Here is a 23,471-nt window from a genome sequence, read left to right on the forward strand (position 1 = left end):
GATCACCCTACGGCCACGTTCCCGGGCCAGCCTGCCTGCGACCTGTTCGGGTGACCAACCGCGGCTCAAGCCTGCCAAGACCTCGCGGCGCAAGCTGGCGTCCCACTCGAGGCGAGAGCCCTTCCAGCGCCGCGCCCGGGTCTGCTGCTGAGCATAGCTTGGCTTGTAGCCGACTTGCCTGCCACGGTTCCGCCTCAGCTCCCGAGAGATCGTTGATGGCGGCCGATCCAAAGCTGCCGCGATTTGCCCGACCGAGCCGCCATTGGCCGAAAGGCGGGCAATCTCGCATCGATCGTCAAGAGAGAGCTGTTTGTAAGTCCGCCCCATGGCAACACCTCCAGATGGAAGTGTTGCACTTCGTTTGTGAACTCAGGGGACCCATTACCCCAGGGAGGAGTCGTGGCGCGAGGTGACGGCCACAGTCTTCGCCAAACCGCGCCCGGCGGTAATGGGTCCTGGATCGGCGCTCACTTCGTTCGCTGGTCCAGGACGACGCTAAGGCCTGCACTAGATCTTGAGTTCGCTTCCCGTCACGCGGCGATATGCTTCCAGATACCGCTTGCTGGTCGCGTCCACCACGCTTGCGGGCAAAGGCGGCGGCGGGGCGTCGCCGTTCCAGCGGCCGGCGCGGCGCTCGACATCGAGATAGTCGCGCAAGGGCTGCTTGTCGAAGCTCGCCTGCGGCTGGCCGGGTTTGTAGGCATCGACGGCCCAGAAGCGCGAACTATCCGGCGTCATGACTTCGTCGATCAGGATGATGCGGCCGTCCTTGTCGCGGCCGAATTCGAACTTGGTGTCGGCGATGATGATGCCCTGTTCGCGGGCGAGCTCCTCGCCGAGCGTGTAGATCGCGCGCGTCATGCTCTCGAGCGTGTAGGCCGTCTCGTCGCCGACGACCTCGCGCATTTTTGCGATGGTAATGTTCTCGTCATGGCCGGTCTCGGCCTTGGTCGCCGGGCTGAAGATCGAGGGCTCCAGCTTCTCGCTCTCGACAAGTCCCGCCTTCAGCTTCTCGCCGGCCAGCGTTCCGCTTGCTGCATATTCCTTCCAGGCCGAGCCCGAGAGATAACCGCGGATCACGCATTCGATCGGAAACACCGTGGTCCGGCGGCACAGCATGGCGCGGCCGAGAATTTCGGCGCGATGCGGCTTCAAGGCCGGCACGGCGGCGATGATCTCGTCGGTGTCGGCGCTGATCATGTGATGCGGCACCACGCCTTCGAGCTCGTTGAACCAGAAGGCGCTGATTTGCGTCAGCACCGCGCCCTTCATCGGGATGGTCTCGCCCATCACGACATCGAAGGCGCTGATGCGGTCCGTGGTGACGAGCAGCAGGCGGTCGTCGTCGACGGCGTAGATATCGCGCACCTTGCCGCGCCCGATCTTGGGCAGGGGCAGGTCGCTGGAGAGCATGGTGGTCATCGGCAGAACTTTCGGAGCAAGGCCTTGCGACGGGACATCCGGCCGCGCCTGATCGCGCGACCGGAAACCGGGATAGCCTATTCCGGCAGCGGAATGAACTCATGTTCCTGCGGAACCGCAGCGAAGCGGCCGGTTTTCCAGTCCTGCTTGGCCTGCTCGATCCGCTCCTTGCTGGAGGAGACGAAATTCCACCAGATGTGGCGCGGGCCCTCCAGCGCGTCGCCGCCCAGAAACATCATCCGCGTGGCTTTGAGCGCCTTCACCGTGATGCGGTCGCCCGGCCGGAAGATCAGGAGCCGCGGCCCCTCGTAGCGCTCGTTCGCGATCTCGACCTCGCCGTCGACGACATAGATGGCGCGCTCCTCGTGATCGGGGTCGAGCGGCACGATTGCGCCCGCGACCGCGGTGACCTCGGTGTAGAACCAGGGCGAGACCATCGAAACAGGGGAAGTGACGCCGAAGGCCGAGCCCGCAATCACCTTCGCGGTGAAGTCGCGCTCGGAGACCATCGGCAGGTCACCCGCGCCGTAGTGCTGAAACGACGGTGCGATCTCTTCCGATCCCGCCGGCAGCGCGATCCAGCTTTGCAGGCCCAGCATCTTCTGCCCCGAGGCGCGCTGCACATCCGGCGTGCGCTCGGAATGCGCGATGCCACGGCCTGCCGTCATCAAATTCATCGCGCCGGGCTGGATCTCCTGGATGTTGCCCTCGCTGTCACGATGCATGATCGCGCCGTCGAACAGATAGGTGACGGTGGCAAGCCCGATATGCGGGTGCGGCCGCACGTCCATGCCCTTGCCTGAGACGAACTGCACCGGCCCGAAATGGTCGAAGAAGATGAAGGGGCCGACCATCTGCCGCTTGCCGTGCGGCAACGCGCGGCGTACCGCGAAGCCGTCGCCGAGATCGCGCGTGCGCGGCACGATGACGAGATCGAGCGCATCGCAGGACATGGGATCGCCGAGCACGGGATCGTTCGAGGGTTGCCAGCTCATGGTAAAACTCCGTCTAAATTGCTTGGGCTCGATACTAGCAGGATTCCGCGCCAGCGTCGCGGCTAAGCCCGCTGTCATGCCCCGCGAAGGCGGGGCATCCAGTACGCGGCGGCCTATCCGTTCAATCATGGCCGTCTCGGAGTACTGGATCGTCCGGTCAAGCCGGGCGATGACAGAGTGCGCGCGGCGAGCGATGGTGCTTGAAAAAACAGGCGCTACGAAGGATGTTCGGCCGATGTCAACCGCGACCCATCGCAGCACCCGATGACCCCAGCCGCAACCGAACTCGCCTTTCGCGCCGCCGCCGTGGCGCTGCTGCTGGTGCTGGCAGCGTCATTGCTCTCGGATTTCCGCAATGTGCTGGCAGCCCGGCTCGGTGCGGCCTTTGCGCTCGGCTCGGCCGCGCATGCTGTGAGCTATTCTGTCGGAACATCATCGCTGGTACCGGCATGGCATGCGCCGCTGATCGCGTTGTCGACCGGCAATATCGTGGTGTTCTGGCTGTTCACGCGGGCGCTGTTCGACGATGAGTTTCGCCTGCGCCGGTGGCACGGATTGACCTGGGGGCTGGTGACAGCCTTCAGCTTCGTCAGCTGTCTCTGGATCGCACCCGGCGGACATGTCCGGGTCGCCGTCACCGCGGTGAACCTGATCGTGCTCGGCTTCATTGCGCTCGCGATCGTGCAGACGATCGGCTCATGGTCGGCCGATCTGGTCGAGCGCCGCCGCCGCGTCCGTGTCTTCATCGTCTGTGCTGCCGCGCTCTATGGCGGATTGAACGCGCTGCTCCAGATCCTCGCCGGCAGCGACGTCGGCGATGTTGCCAACACCGTCAATACCGGCGTGCTCGCCAGCATCGTCGCGGCCATCGCCTATGCGATGATGCGCGTCGATGGCGCCGACCTGTTTCCGGCTGCCGCGGAGGCTGCGCCCGCGATCGCGGCGAGCCAGCCTATCATCGGCGAGGATGCCGCCGACCAAAAGCTCATCGACGCCCTGATGCGGCTGATGGCGGACGAACGGATCTATCGCCAGGAGAACATCAGCATCGGCGTGCTGGCGGGCCGGCTGAAAATTCCCGAATACCGGCTGCGCCGGCTGATCAACCAGGGGCTCGGCTACCGCAATTTCAATGTGTTCCTGAACAGCCACCGGATCGAGGAGGCCAAGGCCGCGCTGGCCGATCCCGCCCAGGCCGAGGTCCCGGTCATCACCATCGCGATGGACTCCGGCTTCCAGTCGCTCGGTCCCTTCAACCGCGCCTTCAAGGCCGTGACCGGCGTGACGCCGACGGAATATCGTCGGCTCAAGATGAATGCTATTCAATCTATAGCGCACTGAAATATCTAGCTTATTTCAGAATCGGCGAGCGTCTCGCTGCTTTCGGCTCTGCCGTTTTCCAAATCCGGCGAGCGGGCATCGCGTGAATGCCGCTTCGTCTCCGGCACGCGCCTCAAGCCGGAGCAAGCCCGTGACCCGCCGCCGCAAGATCGTCCTTCTCATCACCACCGTCGCCTTTGCCGGCCTCGCGCTCGGCGCGGTTCGCGCCCATGACCTGCCCAAGGTCGCCACCGGCTTCATCGCCGACGTGCTCTGCTCGGAGACGTTTGTCTCGGGCCTCGATATCAGGCGCAACCTGACCGAGACCGCCGATGCGATGCCGGGCGCCGGTCTGCTCACCTGGGCGATGGACTATCAGGTCGATCGCGCGCGCAAGGACGTCACGGTGACGCTGTTCGGCATTGGCCGCAGCCATGCCATCTATCGCGAGGGCCTCGGCTGCACACTCGAGCACGGTGCTGAGATCGCCGACGTCAGGCTGCCGCCTGGTGACAGGCAGCCGGCGTTGCTGCCCGAGATCGCCGGCCCCGCGGTCGTGTCGCCGCAAAGCCCGGAACTGTCAGCCGCGCTCGATCGCGCCTTCGCCGAGCCGACATCGCCGCCATTCCGCCGCACCCGCGCAATTGTCGTCATGAAGTCGGGCCGCATCATCGCGGAGCGCTATGCGGACGGCATCGGACCGGAGACGCCGCTGCTCGGCTTCTCCATGACCAAGTCCGTGATCTCGGCTCTCACCGGGATCCTCGTGCGCCAGGGCCGACTGAAGCTCGACGGGCCCGCACCGGTCGCCGCCTGGACAAATCCGGACGATCCGCGTCACGCCATCACCGTCGATCAATTGCTGCGCCACACCGCGGGCCTGGCACTCGGCAGCTCGCTTCAGGCCTCGCTTGGCTCCGCCTTCGAGCCGGTCAATCGCATGAAATTCGTGGAGGCCGACATGGCCGCCTATGCAGCGAGCATGCCGCTTGCGACCGCGCCGGGCACCGTGTGGAATTATCACGATGCCAACACCATCATGCTCGCGCATCTGATCCGCAATGCCGCCGGCGGCAATCCCGAAGGAGCGCTTGCCTTCGCGCGCCGCGAATTGTTCGCGCCGCTTGGCATGCGACACGTCACGCTCCAGCTCGACGGCGCCGGCACGATCGAGGGGTCGAGCGAGATGCTCGCATCCGCGCGCGACTGGGCACGCTTCGGCCAACTCTATCTCAACGATGGCGTCGCCGGCGGCCGACGCATCCTGCCCGAGGGCTGGGTGAATTACTCGGCGTCGGCGACGCCCAATGCCTGGGTCGGTATCGGCGCCGGATTCTGGACCAACCAGGGCGACAGCTTTGGCGCGACCTTTCGCGTCGATCACGGCTGGCCGCGCGATGCCTTCTTCGCCAAGGGCACGATCGGGCAGTATACGATCGTGATTCCGTCGGAACGACTCGTGATCGTGCGGCTCGGCCGTTCGCCGAACTCACCGCCGGAAGCGGACGGTGTGTTTGATCTGGTGCGGGATGTGATTGCGGCAACGCGCGCTAAAGGGAAGGTGGCGGGGATGGATTGAGGTGCTTTACCTTCCCAGCTCCGTCGCCTTTGCCACGCGATCGAACCGCTCCAGCGTCATGATCGCGTCCGCGAATTTCTCCGCGCGCGCATTCAGCACCGGGCGTGCCAGCGTCAAGAATTTTTGCTGCATCGCCTGTGCATCCGGGAACGAGGTCGGCTCTCCCGAGGGATCGGCGTAGAGCCGCTCATGCACGCCGTCGTCCGTCGTGATACTCACGCGCGCGCCAAAGGGGTGGGTGCGGCCGATTTCGAGGCGATCGTCCTGCACTACGTCGAACTTGTCGGCGAGTGCGTCGATGGCGGCGTCGCCAAGACGATTGTAGTCGTCCCAGCCAAATGAGCCCTGGTCGAGCGCGAGCGCGCCGGTGAAGAACATCGAGAACTGGCCGCCGACGATCGAGGTCGGGTGGCGCTTGGTCGCGGCGTCGCCGGTGAGCGTGATGCCGTTGCGATGCAGGCCGATTTCGACCCGCTTGACCTGATCGGGCGTCAGATTGTGCTCGCGCCGCATTGCGATCAGCGCGTCGATCGCGGCGTGAGTGTAGCGGCAGCTCGGATACGGTTTGACGCCGATCTTCATGGTCTCGTAGGTCTTGCCGAGCTCGGCGACCGCCTTGTCGGGATGCGCATCGTCGGTGTAGCCGGCGAGCAGGCCATGTTTGCCCTCCACGGATTCCGTCGCCCCGACGAAGTCGTTGCGCGCCAGCGTCGCGGCGATCACGCCATTCATCGCGGCGGCTCCGACCTGGTAGCGCTTGTTCCAGGCGCCATTGACCAGGAATTGCAGCGAGCCCGCGGCCTGGCTGCCGGCGACGCCGAAGGCGGCGATGAGCTGTTGCTCGGACAGGCCGAACAGTTTTCCGGCGGCCGCTGCTGCGCCATAGGTGCCAGCGGTGGCGGTCGGATGGAAGCCGCGCGCATAATGCGAGGTCGGGTCGAGCGCGTTGCCGAGCCGGCAGCAGACCTCATAGCCCGCAACGATCGCGGTCAGCACGTCGCGGCCCGACGCGCCGACCATCTCGCCGATGGCGAAGGCGGCCGGAACGACCGGCGCGCTCGGGTGCAGCGAGGAGTCCGCATGGGTGTCGTCGAAGTCGAGGGAATGGCCGAGCGCGCCGTTGAGCAGCGCCGCGACCGCCGGCGTCCAGGTCTTGCTGTCGCCGAACACGGTGGATTCGCCGCTGGTGTCGAGCGCGAGCGCCTCCAGCATCTTCAGGATCGAGGGGGTCGATTCCGCTTCGCTGCGGGCGCGGATGGCGCTGCCGAGGAAGTCCAGCGTCAGCACCTTTGCGCGATCCAGCACTTCCGCCGGAATATCCCCGTATTTCAGATTGAAGACATAGGCAGCGAGCGTTGCGGTTTCGTGGGCCATCGTGTTTCCTCGTTTTGGCGCGCAAGTTAGGCGGGCTGATTTGGCCTTTCAAGCGGCCATGGGCTGCGGGCATCAGCTATGCTTTTGGCAGGCTCCAAGAGGATCGGGATATTCCACGATGGGACTTCCAAAAGATGTGTTCGACCGGGTCCGGGCGCGGCGAACGCAACTGGGCCTGGCGATCCGGGTCACGGTCGCGGCCACCGCGGCCTACGCGATCGCCACCGCGCTGCATCTGCTGCTGCCGCTCTGGGCGGTGCTGACCTCGCTGATCGTGACCCAGTTGAGCGTCGGGCGCTCGCTGAAGGCGACGCGCGATTACGTGCTCGGCACCATCGGCGGCGCCATCTATGGGGGCGCCATCGCGATCCTGATCCCTTATTCGACCGAGGCCGGCCTGTTGGGCCTGCTGGTGCTGGCGGTCGCGCCACTCGCCTTCGTCGCCGCGATCAACCCGAGCCTCAATGCAGCGACGGTCACCGCCATCATCGTGCTGCTGGTTCCGACGATGCATCATTCCGATCCCATGACATCGGCAATCGATCGGGTCAGCGAGGTCGGGGTCGGCGCAATCACGGGATTGCTGGTCTCGTTCCTGGTGCTGCCCTCGCGCGCGGTGCGCCAGATCCGCGCCAGCGCGGCAAGGCTGCTCGAGCTGATCGCGGACGCCTTCACCGAGCTGCTCGCGGGTCTCACGCGCGGCCGCGACAACGATGCGCTGCACCGGATCCAGGACGGCATCGGCACCGCGATGGTGGGCATGAATGCGATCGGTGCCGAAGCCGAGCGCGAGCGGGCCGCGCGCCTGTCAAGCGGGCCCGACACCGGTCCCTTGCTGCGAACGATCCTACGGCTGCGCCACGACGTCGTGATGATCGGCCGCTCGACCGTGGTGCCGTTGCCGGCCGAGGTGCAGATGCGGCTCGCCGCGCCGCTGGCGGAGGTCAGTGCGGCGATCGTGCGCTTTCTGCGCTCGGCGGCCGAAGCGTTGCGGGCTGGTGCCGGCGCGCCGCCGATTCATCCCGTGCACGTCGCGCTCCAGCATTACGCCGAGGCGGTTGCCGCCGTTCGCCAGGACGGCCTGATCCGCGGCCAGCCGAGCGACACCGCCGAGCGCTTCTTCGCGATCGGCTTCTCGCTGGAGCAGATGCACCAGAATCTCTGCGATCTCGATCGCGTCGTCGGCGAGTGGTCGGAAGCCTCGTCGGACAAGTCAGCGCGCTTGGCCGAGTGAGCTAGCGCCGCATCAGGTCCTTGCCCTGCATGCGCCAGACCAGCAAATCGATGCGGTCCTGGCCGAAGAACGGCTCGTTGTCGAACACGAAGGTCGGCACGCCCCAATGGCCGGAGGCGGCGTGGTCCTTCTCGTTCTCCGTGATCACCTGCTCGTAGCGATCAGGGTCCGCGGTGATTGCGGCATCCATCGCGGCGAGATCGAAGCCGGCCTTTTCGGCGCCGCGCCCGAGATGATCGCCTTCGTTCCAGCCCGACACCGAGCCGTCCCACAGCACGCGGGCGATTGCATCGGTGAATGCGAGCGAGCGTCCCTCGAGCTGCGCCATGGCACCAAGCCGGGTCAGACGGTGGATGTAGGGCTGCTCCGCCGCGACCTCGAACGTCACCTTGTCCTGCACGATCGGATCGGGCCTGGGAAAGCGGAACGGAATGCCTTCGTGCTGCGCCACGCGCGTGCTGTCGAGCACCACATAGCGAATGAAGTTCGGGCTGGCCTTCTTGAAAAACCCGGGCACACGGACTGCGAGCGGATAGACCGGCCGCAAATTCACCGTCAGATCGTAGGTTTCGACCAGGTTGAGCGTTTTCGGCAACGCCAGATAGCTGAACGGGCTGCGAAAGGAGTAGAAGAGGTCGACGGAGAGCGTCATCGGGCCGGCTCCGCGAGCCGCCCCATCATGCTGCGGGCGACGAGCTTGTGGAAGGGCGTGATGAACGCGAGATAGGCGCGGCCCAGCCGATTGTTGGTCCGCACCAGCGTCGTCAGGGTGACGTGGCGCAGCACCGCTTCGCCGGCGACATCGACCACGATGCGGAAGTCGAGATGATAATCATTGAAGCCGGCGACCAGCTGCTCCGGCGTTTCGCTCAGCACCGGAAACAAGCCGATCAGGCCGCCCGGCGCTGGTGCGCCTTCACCCGATGTCTTCAATCCAAAGGGCCTCACGAGGATGTTGCGCAGGCGTGTCAGTGCACCGATCCAGCGCGGTCCGTGCAACAGCATCCTGGTGCAGGCCTCGCGGGCATTCACCGGTGCTGTGCCGATCTCCACGCGAAAGGCGTCGATGAATTGCGCACCGGCCAGCAGCGTGCCGGCGTCGACATCGGGGATGACTTCGCGGACGGTCCCGTTCATCCCGCCAGTTTGCGCGTCAGCATCCGGAAGCGCAAGATCAGAAGTCCGGCATAGACGAACGATCCGATCGACAGTCCGATCCAGACACCGACCGCGCCGAAATCAGCGTGAAAAGCGAGCAACCAGGCGATGGGAAAGCCCACGCACCAGTAGCCGATCGCGGCGAATACCAACGTCATTCTGGTGTCATTGATGCCGCGCAGTGCGCCGCCCATGATGGTCTGGATGGCATCGGCGATGAAGAAGGTCGCGCCGACCAGCAGCAGCGTTGCAGTCAGCTCGACGGTCGCCATGCTCGCCTCGCCGCTGCCGAAGAACAGCCGTCCGAGCTCATAGCGGCCGAGAATGATTGCGACGGTGAGGGCCGAGACGAACGCGATCCCGATCACGGCTGCCACGAGACCTGCGCGCCTCACCGCAGCCGGGTCGCCCCGGCCGAAGGCGTGGCCGACCCGCACCGTGGCTGCCATGCCGATGCCGAGCGGGACCATGAACAGCACGGCGGTGACCTGGAGCGCGATCTGATGCGCCGCGAGCGCCGTGGTCGAGATCAACCCCATCAGCAGCGCCGCCGAAGAGAAGAGGCCATATTCCAGCAGCAGTGAGAACGAGATCGGGGCGCCGATCGCGATGAGCTTGTGCATCAGGGGCCAGTCGATCCGCCAGAGATGGGCAAGCGGACGATAATCCGCGAACGGCTTGCGCAGCCCCGCAATGGCGAGCGTGGCGACGAACGTGCCGAGATTGACGATGGTGGTCGCAAGCCCTGCGCCGAACAGACCGAGCTCCGGCAGGCCGAACAGGCCGTGGATCAGGGCGTAGACCAGCGCGGCATTGACGGGGATCGCCGCGAGCGTGATCCACAGCGGGGCCTGCGGCCGGTTCACCGCGCTCATCATGCTGCGCAGCGCGATGAACCCGAGCGCCGGCGCGATGCCCCAGGCCAGCCCATTCAGATAGCGCTGGGCGAGCGCGGCCGAGTGCGGCGCCTGACCGAGTGCGACCAGGATGTGCTCGCCATAGAGCGGCGAGGCCATCATCGGCAGCGAGATCAGCAACGCGACCCACAAGCCGACGCGCAGAGAGCGGCGGATGCGCCTGACATCGCCGGCGCCGAAGGCTTGCGCGACCAGCGGCGACACCGCCGCCATCAATCCGAGCCCGAAGGTGAAGCTGACGAAATAGACCGTGTGCGCCAGCGCTGCTGCTGCGACCGCGCTCTCGCCGAGCCGCCCGATCAGCGCGAGATCGGTCGTGATCATCGCGATCTGCCCGAGCTGCGTCAGCATCATCGGCACGGCCAGCCGCAGCGTCGCGACGAATTCGTCGGCGAGAGGATTTGGCGGCACGCCGGCTTGCGGCTGCGAACGAGGCTGGACGGTGTCGAGCATGGCCGGGTCAATAGCACAGCCGGGCGACGAAAACATGGCTTGGTCTTCTCCCTCTCCCCTTGCGGGAGAGGGTGGCTCGCCGCAGCAGCGGCGAGACGGGTGAGGGGGATCTCTCCGCGTACGGCCCTCAAGCAGCAGGACTCGCTGAAGCAACCCCTCATCCGGCGCTATAGCCGATGCGAAGCTTCGGCGTTCTCAAAAACGGCGGCCGAAGGCCGCCTACGCCACCTTCTCCCACAAGGGGAGAAGGGAAGAAGCGCCTCAGCCCTTCCGTTCAGGCACGCGCCTGATCTTCGCGCCGAGCGCGTTGAGGCGCTCGTCGATGCGCTCGTAGCCGCGCTCGATCTGGTCGGCGTTGTTGATCGTGGAGGTGCCCTCGGCGCAGACGGCCGCGAGCAGCATGGCCATGCCGGCGCGAATGTCGGGCGAGATCATCGATGCACCGCGCAGGCGGCTGGGGCCGGCGATGATGGCGCGATGGGGGTCACAGAGCACGATACGCGCGCCCATCGCGATCAGCTTGTCGACGAAGAACATCCGCGATTCGAACATCTTCTCGAACATCAGGATCACGCCCTCGCATTGCGTGGCGGTGACGATCGCGATCGACATCAGATCGGCCGGGAAGGCCGGCCAGGGCTGGTCTTCCAGCTTCGGCACGTGGCCGCCAAAATCGTCCTGGATCTTCAGCGTCTGGTTTGATGGCACGATGAGATCGTCGCCCTCGATGCGGCAGACGATGCCGAGCCGTTCGAATCCCATGCGGATCGAGCGCAGATGCTCGACGCCCGCGCGCACGATGCGAAGCGGCGACCGCGTCACGGCCGCGAGTCCGATCAGCGAGCCGACCTCGATATGGTCGGGCTGGATCCGGTAGGTCGCGCCGCCCAGCGTCGCCGGACCGTGCACGATCATGGTGTTGGTGCCGATGCCCTCGATCCCTGCGCCGAGCGCGACCAGGAAGTTGGCGAGGTCCTGCACATGCGGCTCGGACGCGGCGTTGCGCAAATAGGTGGTGCCTTGGGCGGCGACGGCTGCGACCAGCGCGTTCTCGGTCGCGGTCACGCTGGGCTCGTCCAGGAACACGTCGGCGCCGGTCAGTTTCGAAGCGCGGAATTCGAGCCGGTCGGTCGCGGTGACCTTGGCTCCCAACTGCTCGAGTGCGAGCACATGCGTGTCGAGCCTTCGGCGGCCGATGACGTCGCCGCCGGGCGGCGGTAGCATCACTTCGCCGCAGCGGGCGAGCAGGGGGCCGGCGAGCAGGATCGAGGCGCGGATGCGCACGCACAGATCAGGATCGAGATCGGCGGCGCGGATGCTCTTGGCGTGAATATGAAGCGTGTTGCGGGCGGTCCATTCCGCCGCCGCGCCGACCGAGCGGATCAGCTCGACCAGCGTCTCGGTGTCGCGGATCCGCGGCACGTTCTCCAGCGTCACCGGATGCTCGGTGAGCAGGGCTGCCGCGATGATCGGCAGGGCCGCATTCTTGTTGCCGGAAGGCTCGATCGAGCCCGAGAGCCGGTGACCGCCCTCGACAATGTACTGGATGGGCGCCACGGGGTCTCTCGCTGTCGTGTTGGGTGGGCGGGTTTTCGAGGCGGAAACTACCGAGAATTGAGCGCGGGAGCAATTCTGCACTTGTCGCGAGGGCGGGGGAGGTTCAGCCGTGTCTCTACGTCATGGCCGGGCTTGTCCCGGCCATCCACGCCTTTGCCAGATGCACGGAGAACCTAGATGCCCGGGACAAGTCGGGGGCATGACGACCGTCCAAGCCATCCGATCTCAGATATCGATCGTCGCGCTCAGCGAATGTTCCTGGATGAAGTCGCGGCGCGGCTCGACCACGTCGCCCATCAGCTTGGTGAAGATGTCGTCGGCCTCGTCGACCTCCTTGACCTTCACCTGGAGCAGTGATCGCGCATTGACGTCCAGCGTCGTCTGCCAGAGTTGCTCCGGATTCATCTCGCCCAGCCCTTTGTAGCGCTGCAGCGAGACGCCCTTGCGGCCGGCGTCGGTGACGGCTTCGAACAGATCGACCGGGCCGTAGACCATGTGCTCGGTGTCCTTGCGCCGCAGCTTGCCGGGGCGGGCATAAACGTCCTGGAGCTTGACGGTGTACTCGTCGAGCTTGCGGGCTTCGACCGAGCCCAGGAACGCGTCATCGATGAGGGCGACGTCCTTGACGCCGCGCACGGTGCGCTCGAACTGGAAACCATGGCCTTCGACGTATTGACCGATCCAGCCGCGCTCGACCTCGTCGGCGAGCGTGTCGAGGCGGGCGGCGATGTATTGGGCTGCCGCGGCGGCTTTCTCCGGATCGCCGTAGATCGCCTTGTTGAGCACGCCGGTGATGGCGGCCTGCTCGATCACCTTGCGATTGTAGCGGGTGTGCAGGCTGCGCAGGACGCCGCGGACGGCGCGGGCGTCATCGACCAGCGAGCGCAGGTCGCGGCCGGTGCGATCGCCGCCGGTGCCGGGAATATAGACGCAATCGTCCAGCCCGGTATCGATCAGATAATCTTCCAGCGCCCGCTCGTCCTTCAGATATTGCTCGGACTTGCCGCGGTTGACCTTATAGAGCGGCGGCTGGGCGATATAGAGATAGCCGCCGTCGATGATCTCGCGCATCTGCCGGTAGAAGAAAGTGAGCAGCAGCGTGCGGATGTGGGCGCCGTCGACGTCGGCGTCCGTCATCACGATGATCTTGTGATAGCGCAGCTTCTCGATCGAGAATTCGTCGCTGATGCCGGTGCCGAGCGCGGTGATCAGCGTGCCGATCTGCTCGCTGTGCAGCATCTTGTCGGGACGCACGCGTTCGACATTGAGGATCTTGCCGCGCAGCGGCAGCACGGCCTGGAATTCGCGGTTGCGGCCCTGCTTGGCGCTGCCGCCTGCCGAGTCACCCTCGACGATGAAGAGCTCGGATTTCGCCGGGTCCTTCTCCTGGCAGTCGGCGAGCTTGCCGGGCAGCGAAGAGACCGAGAGCGGGCTCTTGCGCGTCAGCTCGCGCGCCTTTCGCGCGGCTTCGCGGGCAGCCGCCGCCTGGATCACCTTGCCGACGATCATCTTGGCTTCGGAAGGGTGCTCCTCGAACCAGGCCTGCAGCGCCTCGTTGAGCACGTTCTCGACCACGGGGCGCACTTCCGAGGACACCAGCTTGTCCTTGGTCTGCGACGAAAATTTTGGGTCCGGCACCTTCACCGACAGCACCGCAGTGAGGCCTTCGCGGCAGTCGTCGCCGGTGAGCGCGATCTTTTCCTTTTTCGCGTTGGCCTCGGCATAGCCGTTGACCTGGCGCGTCAGCGCGCCGCGGAAGCCGGCGAGATGGGTGCCGCCGTCGCGCTGCGGGATGTTGTTGGTGAAGCACAGCACGTTCTCGTGGTAGCTGTCGTTCCACCACAACGCGGCCTCGACACCGATGCCGTTGGATTCCGCGCGCACCATGATCGGCGCCGGAACGATCGCCTTCTTGTTGCGGTCGAGATATTTGACGAATTCCTCGACGCCGCCGGAATAGTGCATCTCCTCGCGCTTCTCGACGGCGTGACGCATGTCGGAGAGGGCGATGTTGACGCCGGAATTGAGGAAGGCGAGCTCGCGCAGCCGGTGCTCCAGCGTGGCGAAATCATACTCGATGTTCTTGAAGGTTTCCGTCGAAGCCTGGAACGTCACCTCAGTGCCGCGCCTGCCGGGCGCGTCGCCGACCACCTTGAGCGGCGCGACCGCATCGCCATGGGCGAATTCGATGTAGTGTTCCTTGTTGTCGCGCCAGATGCGCAAGCCGAGCTTGCTTGACAGCGCGTTGACGACGGAGACGCCGACGCCGTGCAGACCGCCGGAAACCTTGTAGGAATTCTGGTCGAACTTACCGCCGGCATGGAGCTGGGTCATGATGACCTCGGCTGCCGAGATGCCTTCGCCCTTGTGGATGTCGACGGGAATGCCGCGGCCGTCGTCGCGCACGGTGACGGAATTGTCGGCGTTGAGGATCACGTCCACGCGCGTGGCGTGGCCCGCGAGCGCCTCGTCGATCGCGTTATCCACGACCTCGTACACCATGTGATGCAGGCCCGAGCCGTCATCGGTGTCGCCGATATACATGCCGGGACGCTTGCGGACGGCGTCGAGACCCTTGAGCACGCGGATCGATTCCGCCCCGTAATCGCTCGGATTTGAGGGTTCGTTTTCGGCAGGCGTCTGCCGAGCAGGTTCTGTCATGAGAGGCCTTCGAGATGTCGCCCGAATCAGCGGCGCAAAAGGCGCTGATATGCGGGCTATTTGTGCCACGAAAGACGGATTGCGCCTAGCGCAAAGTATCCCCCGGCAAGTCTTTGATTAAATAGAATTTTTTGGCCGATTTTCAAGGCCTTCGAAGCCCGATTCGGCGGCTTGGAAAAAGCGCGATTCGGGAAGCCGTTTCGGGCCGTGGAAGGCGTGGATTTTGCGGGGACGAGGGCGTTCCGAGGCGCCTGGAACGCCCCGGAACGGCCTTGCAGCTCAATACATCTGAAGCGGCAGCACATCTCCGTTTGGCCCCACCAGGAGGCCCCAGGCATCGCCGGCGGCCACTGTGAGAATCTCGGTGCGAGCGGGGCGTCCCGGCAGACGCAGCGCGTACTGGTACTTGCCTGGCGGCAGATCGAGCATCGGGCCTTTCGGCGATTGCGGACCGCCGGCGCCGGCCGCGATCTTTACGGTCTGATTGTTGATCGTCAGCGATGCTTCTTTCGGCCCAATATTGCCGAGCATCAGCCTGGCCTGTCCGGCCTTCGGCATGATGTCGGCCTTGGCCGCGGCCTGCGGATTTCGCTGCATCAGGCTGACCGTGGTCTCGTCTCGGGCGCGGCCAAGCTTCAGCACGGCCGGCCCCTGCGGCGAGGTGAACGCGAGCTCCGCCCGCTCGGCCGTCACGATCGCGCCGTCGGCCTTCTCTTGCCAGCCCCGATTGGTCAGCTCCGCGCGATAGAAGGCGAGGACCTCGCCAAGCTCGGCGGGGATGCTGGCTTCGAGCTCGGTCCGGAACGACTGGTCGCTGCCGGGAAATTTCGTGGAGCTGATGCCGGTCGAGCTGTGCTGCGTCGGCACCGGCAGGGCCGAATCGGGATCGGGCGTGAGCGGCTCCTTCGATTTGGTCTGGACCGCCTTGGCTTGGGTCGATTTGGCCTCGACGGGCTTCGCCGCGGCGACGACCAGACCGGAGCCGTTGGCGCTAACGTTCACCTTCGGTCCCATCTGCATCACGGTCATCGAGATCGACTTGCCGCTCTTTGCGAACTCCATCACCGCCATGTTGGGCTGATTGATGACGGAGGGCTGCTCTTTCCAGCCCGCTGGCTTGAGCGATGCGCGATAGAACGCAGTGAGCGCCTTCACGCTCGAGGTCGAGGAGAACTCGAGCCTGCCCTCGTCGCTCTCGAACTTCACACCCTCGGCGTTTTCAGGCAGCGGCACCGGAATCTTGCTGTCGGCCTGCGCGTTGAGCGGCGCGTCGGACAATGCGGCCGCCTGCACCTTGCGCCTGGCTTCGTCGGCGGTGATGAGCTGCTTGGCCGCACCTAACGCATCCCCAAGGAACTTGTCGTCCGCCTCTTTCTTCGCCTTGGCACGGGCGGCAAGCGCGGAGTCCTTCACCTGCGCGGTCAGGCTGACCATGGTGAAATCATATTTGCGGCCAAGCCGCAGCACGCCGGTTTCCTCCGCCGAAGAGATCTTGATCGCGACCTCGTCACCGGGTGCGAGCTGCGCGCTTCCGTCCTCCTGCCAGCCGCGCGCGGCGAACTCGCGGTGATAGAAGGCGAGCACGGCCGGCAGCTCGGCCATCGCGGCGGCCGACATTTCGCGCTTGTTGTCGCTCGCGCCGCCGAGCCCCCTGGCCGTCTTGGTCGGGCTCGGCCGCGGCAGGCCGGCCAGATCGCTATCGGCTTTGAGCTCGCTCGGCAGCGCGAAGGGGGCGACCCGGATATCGACATTGGTGCGGCCATCGTCGCGGCGCGTCAGCGTCAGCATCACGGGCTTCTGCTGATAGAAGCCGGTCTCCTTGCTATCGGCATGCGCGTAGAACGCGCGCAGGCCGTTGGGAACGGTTTCATTCAGGCTGGTGGTCCAGCGTGCGGCGGTTTCCGGCGTGAGCTTCTGCCAGCCGATCGCAGCCATCTGGCTGCTGTAGAAATCCGACGTTGCATCGAGCGGCGTCGGCGCGATGCAGCCGAGATAGGGCCGGGTCCCGTCGAACACGATGTCACTTGCGCCTTCCGGAAATGGCACGTTCCCGTAGATCCGGTCGGTGGTGTAGTAAACCACGGACTGGTCTGGCCGGCCGAGCGCCTGCGTGAAATGAACGGAAAGGCCCTGTCGTCCCTTCCTGAACTTCAGCAGGCTGCTTTTCTCCTCAAGCGGCATCACATAGGGCACCCATCCGTTGTCGCGCAGGAGCTTTTGGACCGCGGGCAGCGTCACGGCCTGCCGCATCGGTACGCGATATTCGACGCTATAGGGATCGGGGCGCGAAATGTCTTCCACCGCACCTTCGAGCTGGGGCAGCGCGTGGACGTCGACGATGCCCTCGTCGGCGCCGGCCGCGATCGAGCAGCTCGCCATCAGGAAGAGACCGCATGCAAGCAGCTGCCATCGTGCCGGGACTTGCATCCCGCGCGGGATCATCGCCATCGTTACGTCTCCAGGATGCCGCGCGGCGCTTGGGCGCGCGCGATTGCAACGGCTGCGACACCGTCGGCGGGGCCTCAGACCAGAAGTCGCGGCAGGAACCGGGCAGGTTCAAAGATTCGGACGGCTCAATACAGCTGGAGCGGCGACCATGCCTCGCCGTCGCGCCCGACGGTGAGCTCCCAGGCGTCGCCGGCCGCGACGGTGAGGATGTTGCTGTGGGCCGGACGGCCGGGCACGCCCAGTTCGTAGGAATATCTGCCGGGCGCCAGATCCAGCGAGACGGCGTTAGCGCCGGCGGAGCGCTTGATGATCTGCGCGTTGATCCCGAGCACGGCTTCCGTCTCGCCGATGTTGCTGAACACCAGCTTCGCCTGGCCCGGCTCGGGCATGACGTTCGCCCGGGTTGCAGTATCCGAGTTCTTCTGCACGAGATGAACCAAGGTGCTGCTGCCCTTGCGGCCGAGCTCCAGCATCGCCGGACCGAGCGGAGATGCGAACGCGAGCTGGACGTGATCGGCGGAGACGACGGCGCCATCGTGCTGCTCCTGCCACCCGAGCTTTCCGAGCTCCCTGCGGTAGAAGGCTAGGACGTCGCCGAGTTCGGCGGGCACGGTGGCTTCGAGCTTGACCCGAAGCGGCGCTTCGACGCCCCGCATCAGGGTGGTGTGGATTCCTCGAAAGCTGTAGCGGGTCGGTGCGAGCAGCCTGGCATCGGGATCCGGCGTGAGATCGGCGGAAAACAGCGCCGCGAGATGCGGCATCCCGGCGCCGCCGCTTGCCGCCAGCATGCATGTCGCGAGCAGGACGAGGCCGCACGCAAACGCCCGCCATCGTGCCGGAGCTTGCGCCCCGGACCTTGCCGTCCGCATCTCACTCTCCAGGGGTCTCGCGCGGCATGTCATTGCGCGATTGCAAAACGGCTGCGACGCCGTCGGCGCGGCCTCCGGCAACTAGTCGCGGCAGAAATGGGGCCGGTTCAACGGCGGCGACTAGCGCCGGGCCGATACCTGGCCGCTTTCGACGTCAAAGATCTCGCCCCCGGCGCCGATCTCGGCGAAGGCGGCAGGGTCTGCGCCGGTCAACCACACCTGCGCGCCGAGCTTGCGCAGCTCGTCGAACAGCGCCGCGCGCCTGCCGGGATCCAGATGCGCGACGACCTCGTCGAGCAGCAGCAGCGGCACGATGCCGGTCATCTCGGCGACCAGGCTCGCATGCGCCAGCACCAGCCCGATCAGCAACGCCTTCTGCTCGCCGGTCGAGGCATCGCGCGCCGGCATGCTTTTCGGCGCGTAGATCACCTGCAGATCGGTGAGATGCGGTCCATCCGTGGTACGGCCGGCGATGGCGTCACGCGGACGGTTGTCGCGCAGGATCTGGCGGTAGCGGTCCTCGACCGACGTCGCGGTCTCCGTCAGCAGCGCGTTCTCCATCCAGCCGTCGAGCGCGATCTGCGCCGAGGGGAAGGCGGAGGCCTGCGCGCGTGCATTCAGCATGCCGGTGAGACGCGCCGCCGTCTGGCCGCGGGTTGCGGCGACCGCGACCGCAAGCTCCGCGGTCTCGCGCTCGATCGCGTCACACCAATGGTCGTCGTAATTGCGCGTCTCGAGCAGGCGGTTGCGCGAACGCAGCGAACGTTCGAGCGCGGAGATGCGGCTGGAATGGTCGCTGTCGATGGCGAGCACCAGGCGGTCGAAGAAGCGCCGCCGCTCGGACGCCGCTCCCATGAACAGCCCGTCCATCGCCGGCGTCAGCCATACCATGCGGATGTGGTCGCCGAACGCCGCCGCCGAATTGACCGGTTCGCGGTCGATGCGGCAGCGCCGGCTCACCGGGCTATCTGCGCGCGGCGGATCGATGCCGGTGCCGAGCGTGGCAAGGCCCAGCGCGCCCTCGACCTGTGCCGACACCGCCCAGGAGCCGTCGCCCTGGTTGTCGGCGACGTCGTCCAGCGTCGCGCGCCGCAGGCCGCGTCCCGGCGACAGGAACGAGATCGCCTCGATGCAATTGGTCTTGCCCGCTCCGTTCGGCCCGACCAGGACCACCATGTCGGCCGCCGTCTCGAGCCCCGCCGCCCGGTAATTACGAAAATGCGTCAGCGTCAGGCGATGAATGCGGGAGGGGGTCATCAGATCTTTGTCGTGGCCGCGATTCTTCCCCTCTCCCCTTGTGGGAGAGGGTGGCGCCTCACAAAGTGAGGCGACGGGTGAGGGGTATCTTACCGCTCGGCGAGCTTTGCAAGGATGTCCTCCAATACAGAAGTGGGTCGCTGGAGCACGTCGTTGTTCCAGTAGCGCGCGATGACAAAGCCTTCGGCGAGAGAGCTGCGTCACGCGCTGCATCGCGTCGTGATTCTCCGTGCTGACCGCCGTCGATCTCGATCACCAGGCGCTTCTCAAAGCAGACGAAGTCGAGAATGTAGGTGTTGAACGGGACCTGCCGGCGAAACTTGAAAGCGGAGAGTTGCCGGTGCCTGAGCAGGCGCCACATTGCCGCTTCCGCATCCGTCGGTTCGTGCCGCATATTCTTCGCGAATTGGCGAAGACGTTTGGAGACTGGCCGATGGGATGGTTCCTGCGGCACGAACCCCTCACCCGACTGAGTATGTATCCGCCCGTGGAGATGCCCTCTCCCACAAGGGCAGAGGGCGCAGCAACGTGCATTGCGCTTGTTTCGGCAGGCGAAGCTGTAGCTTCACCCTCTCCCCTTGTGGGAGAGGGGGGCTTCGCGCAGCGAGGCCGGGTGAGGGGTTGTCTCCGCATAAAAGGAGTCGCGAGAGGAGGACCACGTCCCTCACACCCGCATCGGCATCAGCACGTAGAGCGCGCTCTTGTCGTCGCGGTCTTGCACCAGGGTCGGCGAGCCCGGATCGGCGAGCCGGAGCGTTGCGACGTCGCCTTCGATCTGGGCGGCGATGTCGAGCAGATAGCGGGAGTTGAAGCCGATATCGAGGGCGTCGGAAGCGTATTCGACTTCGAGCTCTTCGGTCGCGCTGCCGGAATCCGGATTGGTCACCGACAGCACCAGCTTGCCCGGCGACAGCGAGAGTTTCACGGCTCGCCCGCGCTCGCTGGAAATCGTCGAGACGCGGTCGACCGCGTTCTCGAAATCCTTCTTGTCGACGACGAGCTCCTTGTCGTTGCCCTGCGGGATCACGCGGCCGTAGTCGGGGAAGGTGCCGTCGATCAGCTTCGAGGTCAGCACCACATTGCCGATGGTGAAGCGGATCTTGGCCTGCGACAGCTCGATCGTGACCTCGGCCTCGTTGTCCTCGATCAGGCGCTGCACCTCGCCGACGGTCTTGCGCGGCACGATCACGCCGGGCATGCCCTCGGCACCCTTGGGCTGCACCAGGTCGAGCTGGGCGAGGCGGTGGCCGTCGGTGGCGACGCCGCGCAGGGTGGCGGCTTTGGCGGAGCCCGCGGCATGCAGGTAGATGCCGTTGAGATAATAGCGGGTCTCCTCCGTGGAGATCGCGAACTGGGTGCGATCGATCAGCCGCTTGACGTCCTTGGCGGCGAGGCTGAACGAATGCGACATGTCGCCGGCGGCGAGATCCGGGAAATCGTTTTCCGGCAGGGTCTGCAGCGTGAAGCGGGAGCGCCCGGCACGGATCGCCAGCACGGCGCGGTCGCCGTCGGCTTCGAGCACGATCTGCGAACCGTCCGGCAGCTTGCGCACGATGTCGTAGAACATGTGCGCCGGCACGGTGGTCGAGCCAGCGGTCGCGGTTTCCGCCGCGAGCGTTTCGGTGACCTCGAGGTCGAGGTCGGTCGCCTTCAGCGACAATTTCGCGTTCTCGGCCCTAACAAGCACGTTGCCGAGGATCGGAATCGTGTTGCGGCGTTCGACCACGCGGTGGACGTGGCCCAGCGACTTCAGGAGTTGCGCGCGTTCGACCGTAACCTTCATTGCACTACTCGCCCGATCCCCAAGGAAACACAAATCTGGAAAAGCCGGGCGGCGGGACGCGCGCCACGGCACCGAAGACCCCGGAAAGCCGGATCATCCAGCCGATATGACCAAAGCCGTCAGGGTCGCGCAAGGTGGCGCGGATGGCCCCCGGATTCAAGGGATTGCGGGCAGTTCCCCACGATTTACCTATGTTTCCGCAACGCGCTGAACGCCTCGCCGGCCAGGGACGTCTCTGCGCCCGTCACGGCCGGGCTTGTCCCGGCCATCCACGTCTGGGTTCGCGGTCCTAAGAACGTGGATGCCCGGGACAGGCCCGGGCATGACGACCTCCGATGCAGCTTGGATGTGGTCGCACCCGCGCAGAAGCAAATAGGCGTTTATTCCTGAAGCTGGCGCTTGAGCGATTCGACCTCGTCCGACAGCGCCGTGTCCTTGGAAACCAGGGCCTCGATCTTGCGCACGGCGTGCAGCACCGTGGTGTGGTCGCGCCCACCGAAGCGGCGGCCGATCTCGGGGAGCGATCGCAAGGTCAGCGTCTTGGCGAGATACATCGCCACCTGGCGCGGACGGACCACGTTGGCGGTCCGGCGCGAGGACAGGAGATCGGAGCGGCTGACATTATACTGCCGTGCCACCACGCGCTGGATGTCCTCGATCTTGATCCGCTTCGGTTCCTGCGGCCGGATCAGGTCGCGCACCTCGTGCTCCGCCATCTCAAGCGTCACCGGCCGATTGTTGAGCTTCGAATGCGCGAGCAGGCGGTTGATCGCGCCTTCGAGATCGCGGCCGTTATGGGTGATGGCGCGGGCCAGATAGGTCAGCACCTCCTCCGGCACCTCGAAGGTCGCATGATGGGCGCGGGCGGCTGCGACGCGCGACTTGAGAATACCGTGCCGCAGCTCCTCGCCGAGCGAGGCCATTTCGACCACGAGGCCGCCGGCCAGCCGCGAGCGCACGCGGTCGTCGAGGCTTTCGAGGTCGGACGGCGGACGGTCGGCCGCGATCACGACCTGGCGGCCGGCATCGATCAGCGCGTTCAGCGTGTGGCAGAACTCGGCCTGGGTCGACTTGCCCTGCAGGAACTGGAGATCGTCGATCACGAGCACGTCGATGCCGCGCAACGCTTCCTTGAAGGCGAGCGCCGTCTGCGTCTTCAGCGCGGCCACGAAGCCGTACATGAATTTCTCGGCGGTGAGATAAAGCACCTTGCGCTCGTTGCCGGAATTGCCGGCCCAGGTCACCGCCTGCAAGAGATGCGTCTTGCCGAGGCCGACACCCGCATGGATGTAGAGCGGATTGAACATGACGGGATCGCCGCGACGACCCTCGGCGACCTGACGCGCAGCCGCATGCGCCAGCGTGTTGGAACGGCCGACGACGAAGCTCGCAAACGTCAGGCGCGGATCGAGCGGCGAGCCGCCGAGTGCATCATGATTGGCCGAGACCGGCGCGGTCGCGGTCGAGCGCAGCTCCGGCGCAGGCGAGCGGCGCGTTTCGACCGGCGCGGGCGCTTCCTTCTGCTGCACCACGGGGCGCACGGCCGAGCGCACGGTGAGATCGATGCGATGCACTTCCGGCATCTCGGCCTGCCAGCACGACAGCACGCGCTCGGCATAATGGGCCTGGATCCAGCTCTTCAGGAAGCGGGTTGGCACCGACAGACGCACGCTCTCGTCCTGGACGCCTTCCAGATCCATGCGCGCGAACCAGCTCGTATAGACGTCCTCGCCTACGTTCGAGCGCAGCCGACTCTTCACGCGTGACCAGCGATCCTGTTCCGGGGTTGTCATCATTTGAGAACTTTTCTTGAGAGATAAGGTTGCGTGGTGAGCGCCATGCTGAGTTCCTGCCAGGGATACCTGCTCAGGGATATTTGCGATGGCGGGACCTCAAGCGATTTCACCTGCAGGCATGGCTCGACCGTTCGGCGGAAACGCCGCGTCCGATCAGCAATGTCTAGAGATGGAGGGGTCGCGAGGTCAGCGCGTACTCGGCGCTCCGTTACACGCGGGAGGCTTGATGTCCGACGGATCTAAAACGGCATCGCTGGAAGTCGAAATGCTGGAAGTCGAAATGTGTTTCAATACCGCGTTGAGTTCGTAAGACATGATACCTCCCCGTCCTGCCGTGATTGCTCACGACAAGGTCCTGCGTGTCCAAACGACACCCGCTTCGTAGTCGGATGCCTGCCCGTGTACTCGTCGTCCGCTCGGCTTCGCCATCATGCCTGTCGGGGCAGCTTTCAAGATGTCTCTTAAGCGCGAGAGAAAGATCCCGCTTGGAGACATTCAGACAAAGAGCTACCGTTCCCACATTGCTGTGGGTTTTGATCCGACAATCGCTTGTTGAAGCGTCGCCTACGTGCACACCGCCGCCGATTTGCACGCTCGCCCCGTTTCCGATACCGCGCTGGTCTCAAGATCGTGGGCGCCGCTGACGTC

17 protein-coding genes and 1 pseudogene are annotated in these 23,471 nt (G+C 65.5%); 3 read left to right on the forward strand and 15 right to left on the reverse strand.

Going from position 1 to position 23,471, the window contains the following annotated elements:
* The 3 genes from ACFQX9_RS08350 to ACFQX9_RS08360 form a co-directional block, all read right to left on the reverse strand.
* Positions 1–327, reverse strand: a 327-nt coding sequence (locus tag ACFQX9_RS08350) for a transposase (protein WP_377787717.1), incomplete at its 3' end; no start/stop codon positions are given.
* A gap of 180 nt (positions 328–507) precedes the next feature.
* Entirely contained in the window at positions 508–1,422 is a 915-nt protein-coding gene (locus tag ACFQX9_RS08355; protein WP_018455824.1) for a phosphoribosylaminoimidazolesuccinocarboxamide synthase, read from the reverse strand.
* Positions 1,423–1,499: 77 nt separating this feature from the next.
* Positions 1,500–2,417, reverse strand: coding sequence for a pirin family protein (locus ACFQX9_RS08360; RefSeq protein WP_204513057.1), 918 nt, complete (start codon positions 2,415–2,417; stop codon positions 1,500–1,502).
* A gap of 264 nt (positions 2,418–2,681) precedes the next feature.
* Between ACFQX9_RS08360 and ACFQX9_RS08365 the strand changes: the two genes are divergently transcribed.
* Positions 2,682–3,758 (forward strand): helix-turn-helix domain-containing protein, encoded by a 1,077-nt coding sequence (locus ACFQX9_RS08365; RefSeq protein ID WP_204513058.1) that lies wholly within the window; start codon positions 2,682–2,684, stop codon positions 3,756–3,758.
* A 130-nt stretch (positions 3,759–3,888) separates the two neighbouring features.
* The gene (locus ACFQX9_RS08370) at positions 3,889–5,316 is read left to right on the forward strand and encodes a serine hydrolase (protein WP_204513059.1); all 1,428 of its coding nucleotides are present in this window, start codon (positions 3,889–3,891) and stop codon (positions 5,314–5,316) included.
* 6 nt (positions 5,317–5,322) lie between these two features.
* On the opposite strand, the gene ACFQX9_RS08375 is transcribed toward ACFQX9_RS08370, so the two are convergent.
* On the reverse strand, positions 5,323–6,690 hold the full coding sequence (locus tag ACFQX9_RS08375; protein ID WP_204513060.1) for an MmgE/PrpD family protein: 1,368 nt from the start codon (positions 6,688–6,690) through the stop codon (positions 5,323–5,325).
* A 118-nt stretch (positions 6,691–6,808) separates the two neighbouring features.
* Here ACFQX9_RS08375 and ACFQX9_RS08380 point away from each other — a divergent pair, with 118 nt between their 5' ends.
* Positions 6,809–7,924 carry an aromatic acid exporter family protein gene (locus ACFQX9_RS08380; RefSeq protein WP_018455829.1) on the forward strand — a complete coding sequence of 372 codons (1,116 nt, stop codon included), beginning with the start codon at positions 6,809–6,811 and terminating at the stop codon, positions 7,922–7,924.
* Between the two features lies 1 nt (position 7,925).
* Here ACFQX9_RS08380 and ACFQX9_RS08385 read toward each other — a convergent pair whose 3' ends face one another.
* The 11 genes and pseudogenes from ACFQX9_RS08385 to dnaA form a co-directional block, all read right to left on the reverse strand.
* The gene (locus tag ACFQX9_RS08385) at positions 7,926–8,576 is read right to left on the reverse strand and encodes a 2-hydroxychromene-2-carboxylate isomerase (protein WP_204513061.1); all 651 of its coding nucleotides are present in this window, start codon (positions 8,574–8,576) and stop codon (positions 7,926–7,928) included.
* Positions 8,573–9,061, reverse strand: coding sequence for a DUF2867 domain-containing protein (locus tag ACFQX9_RS08390; protein WP_204513062.1), 489 nt, complete (start codon positions 9,059–9,061; stop codon positions 8,573–8,575). Before ACFQX9_RS08390 ends, ACFQX9_RS08385 begins: the two co-directional genes overlap by 4 nt.
* A complete protein-coding gene (locus tag ACFQX9_RS08395) occupies positions 9,058–10,452 on the reverse strand; it encodes an MATE family efflux transporter (protein ID WP_377787721.1) in 1,395 nt (464 codons plus the stop codon). Before ACFQX9_RS08395 ends, ACFQX9_RS08390 begins: the two co-directional genes overlap by 4 nt.
* Positions 10,453–10,713: 261 nt before the next feature.
* Positions 10,714–12,009, reverse strand: a complete 1,296-nt coding sequence (gene murA / locus ACFQX9_RS08400; protein WP_018455833.1) for a UDP-N-acetylglucosamine 1-carboxyvinyltransferase — start codon at positions 12,007–12,009, stop codon at positions 10,714–10,716.
* A gap of 225 nt (positions 12,010–12,234) precedes the next feature.
* On the reverse strand, positions 12,235–14,670 hold the full coding sequence (gyrB, locus tag ACFQX9_RS08405) for a DNA topoisomerase (ATP-hydrolyzing) subunit B (RefSeq protein ID WP_018455834.1): 2,436 nt from the start codon (positions 14,668–14,670) through the stop codon (positions 12,235–12,237).
* A 279-nt stretch (positions 14,671–14,949) separates the two neighbouring features.
* Positions 14,950–17,118 (reverse strand): hypothetical protein, encoded by a 2,169-nt coding sequence (locus ACFQX9_RS08410; RefSeq protein ID WP_377787724.1) that lies wholly within the window; start codon positions 17,116–17,118, stop codon positions 14,950–14,952.
* Between the two features lie 125 nt (positions 17,119–17,243).
* On the reverse strand, positions 17,244–17,987 hold the full coding sequence (locus ACFQX9_RS08415) for a hypothetical protein (protein ID WP_377787727.1): 744 nt from the start codon (positions 17,985–17,987) through the stop codon (positions 17,244–17,246).
* Positions 17,988–18,107: 120 nt separating this feature from the next.
* Complete coding sequence (gene recF / locus ACFQX9_RS08420; protein WP_085361994.1) at positions 18,108–19,244, reverse strand: DNA replication/repair protein RecF; 1,137 nt, start codon at positions 19,242–19,244, stop codon at positions 18,108–18,110.
* An 89-nt stretch (positions 19,245–19,333) separates the two neighbouring features.
* Positions 19,334–19,698: pseudogene (locus tag ACFQX9_RS08425) on the reverse strand (endonuclease domain-containing protein).
* 210 nt (positions 19,699–19,908) lie between these two features.
* The gene (gene dnaN / locus ACFQX9_RS08430; RefSeq protein ID WP_007598262.1) at positions 19,909–21,027 is read right to left on the reverse strand and encodes a DNA polymerase III subunit beta; all 1,119 of its coding nucleotides are present in this window, start codon (positions 21,025–21,027) and stop codon (positions 19,909–19,911) included.
* Between the two features lie 380 nt (positions 21,028–21,407).
* Positions 21,408–22,820 carry a chromosomal replication initiator protein DnaA gene (gene dnaA, locus ACFQX9_RS08435; protein WP_026233035.1) on the reverse strand — a complete coding sequence of 471 codons (1,413 nt, stop codon included), beginning with the start codon at positions 22,818–22,820 and terminating at the stop codon, positions 21,408–21,410.
* Positions 22,821–23,471 lie beyond the last annotated feature (651 nt).

It is taken from the genome of Bradyrhizobium sp. GCM10028915 (assembly GCF_042666195.1).
Taxonomy (GTDB): domain Bacteria; phylum Pseudomonadota; class Alphaproteobacteria; order Rhizobiales; family Xanthobacteraceae; genus Bradyrhizobium; species Bradyrhizobium canariense_D.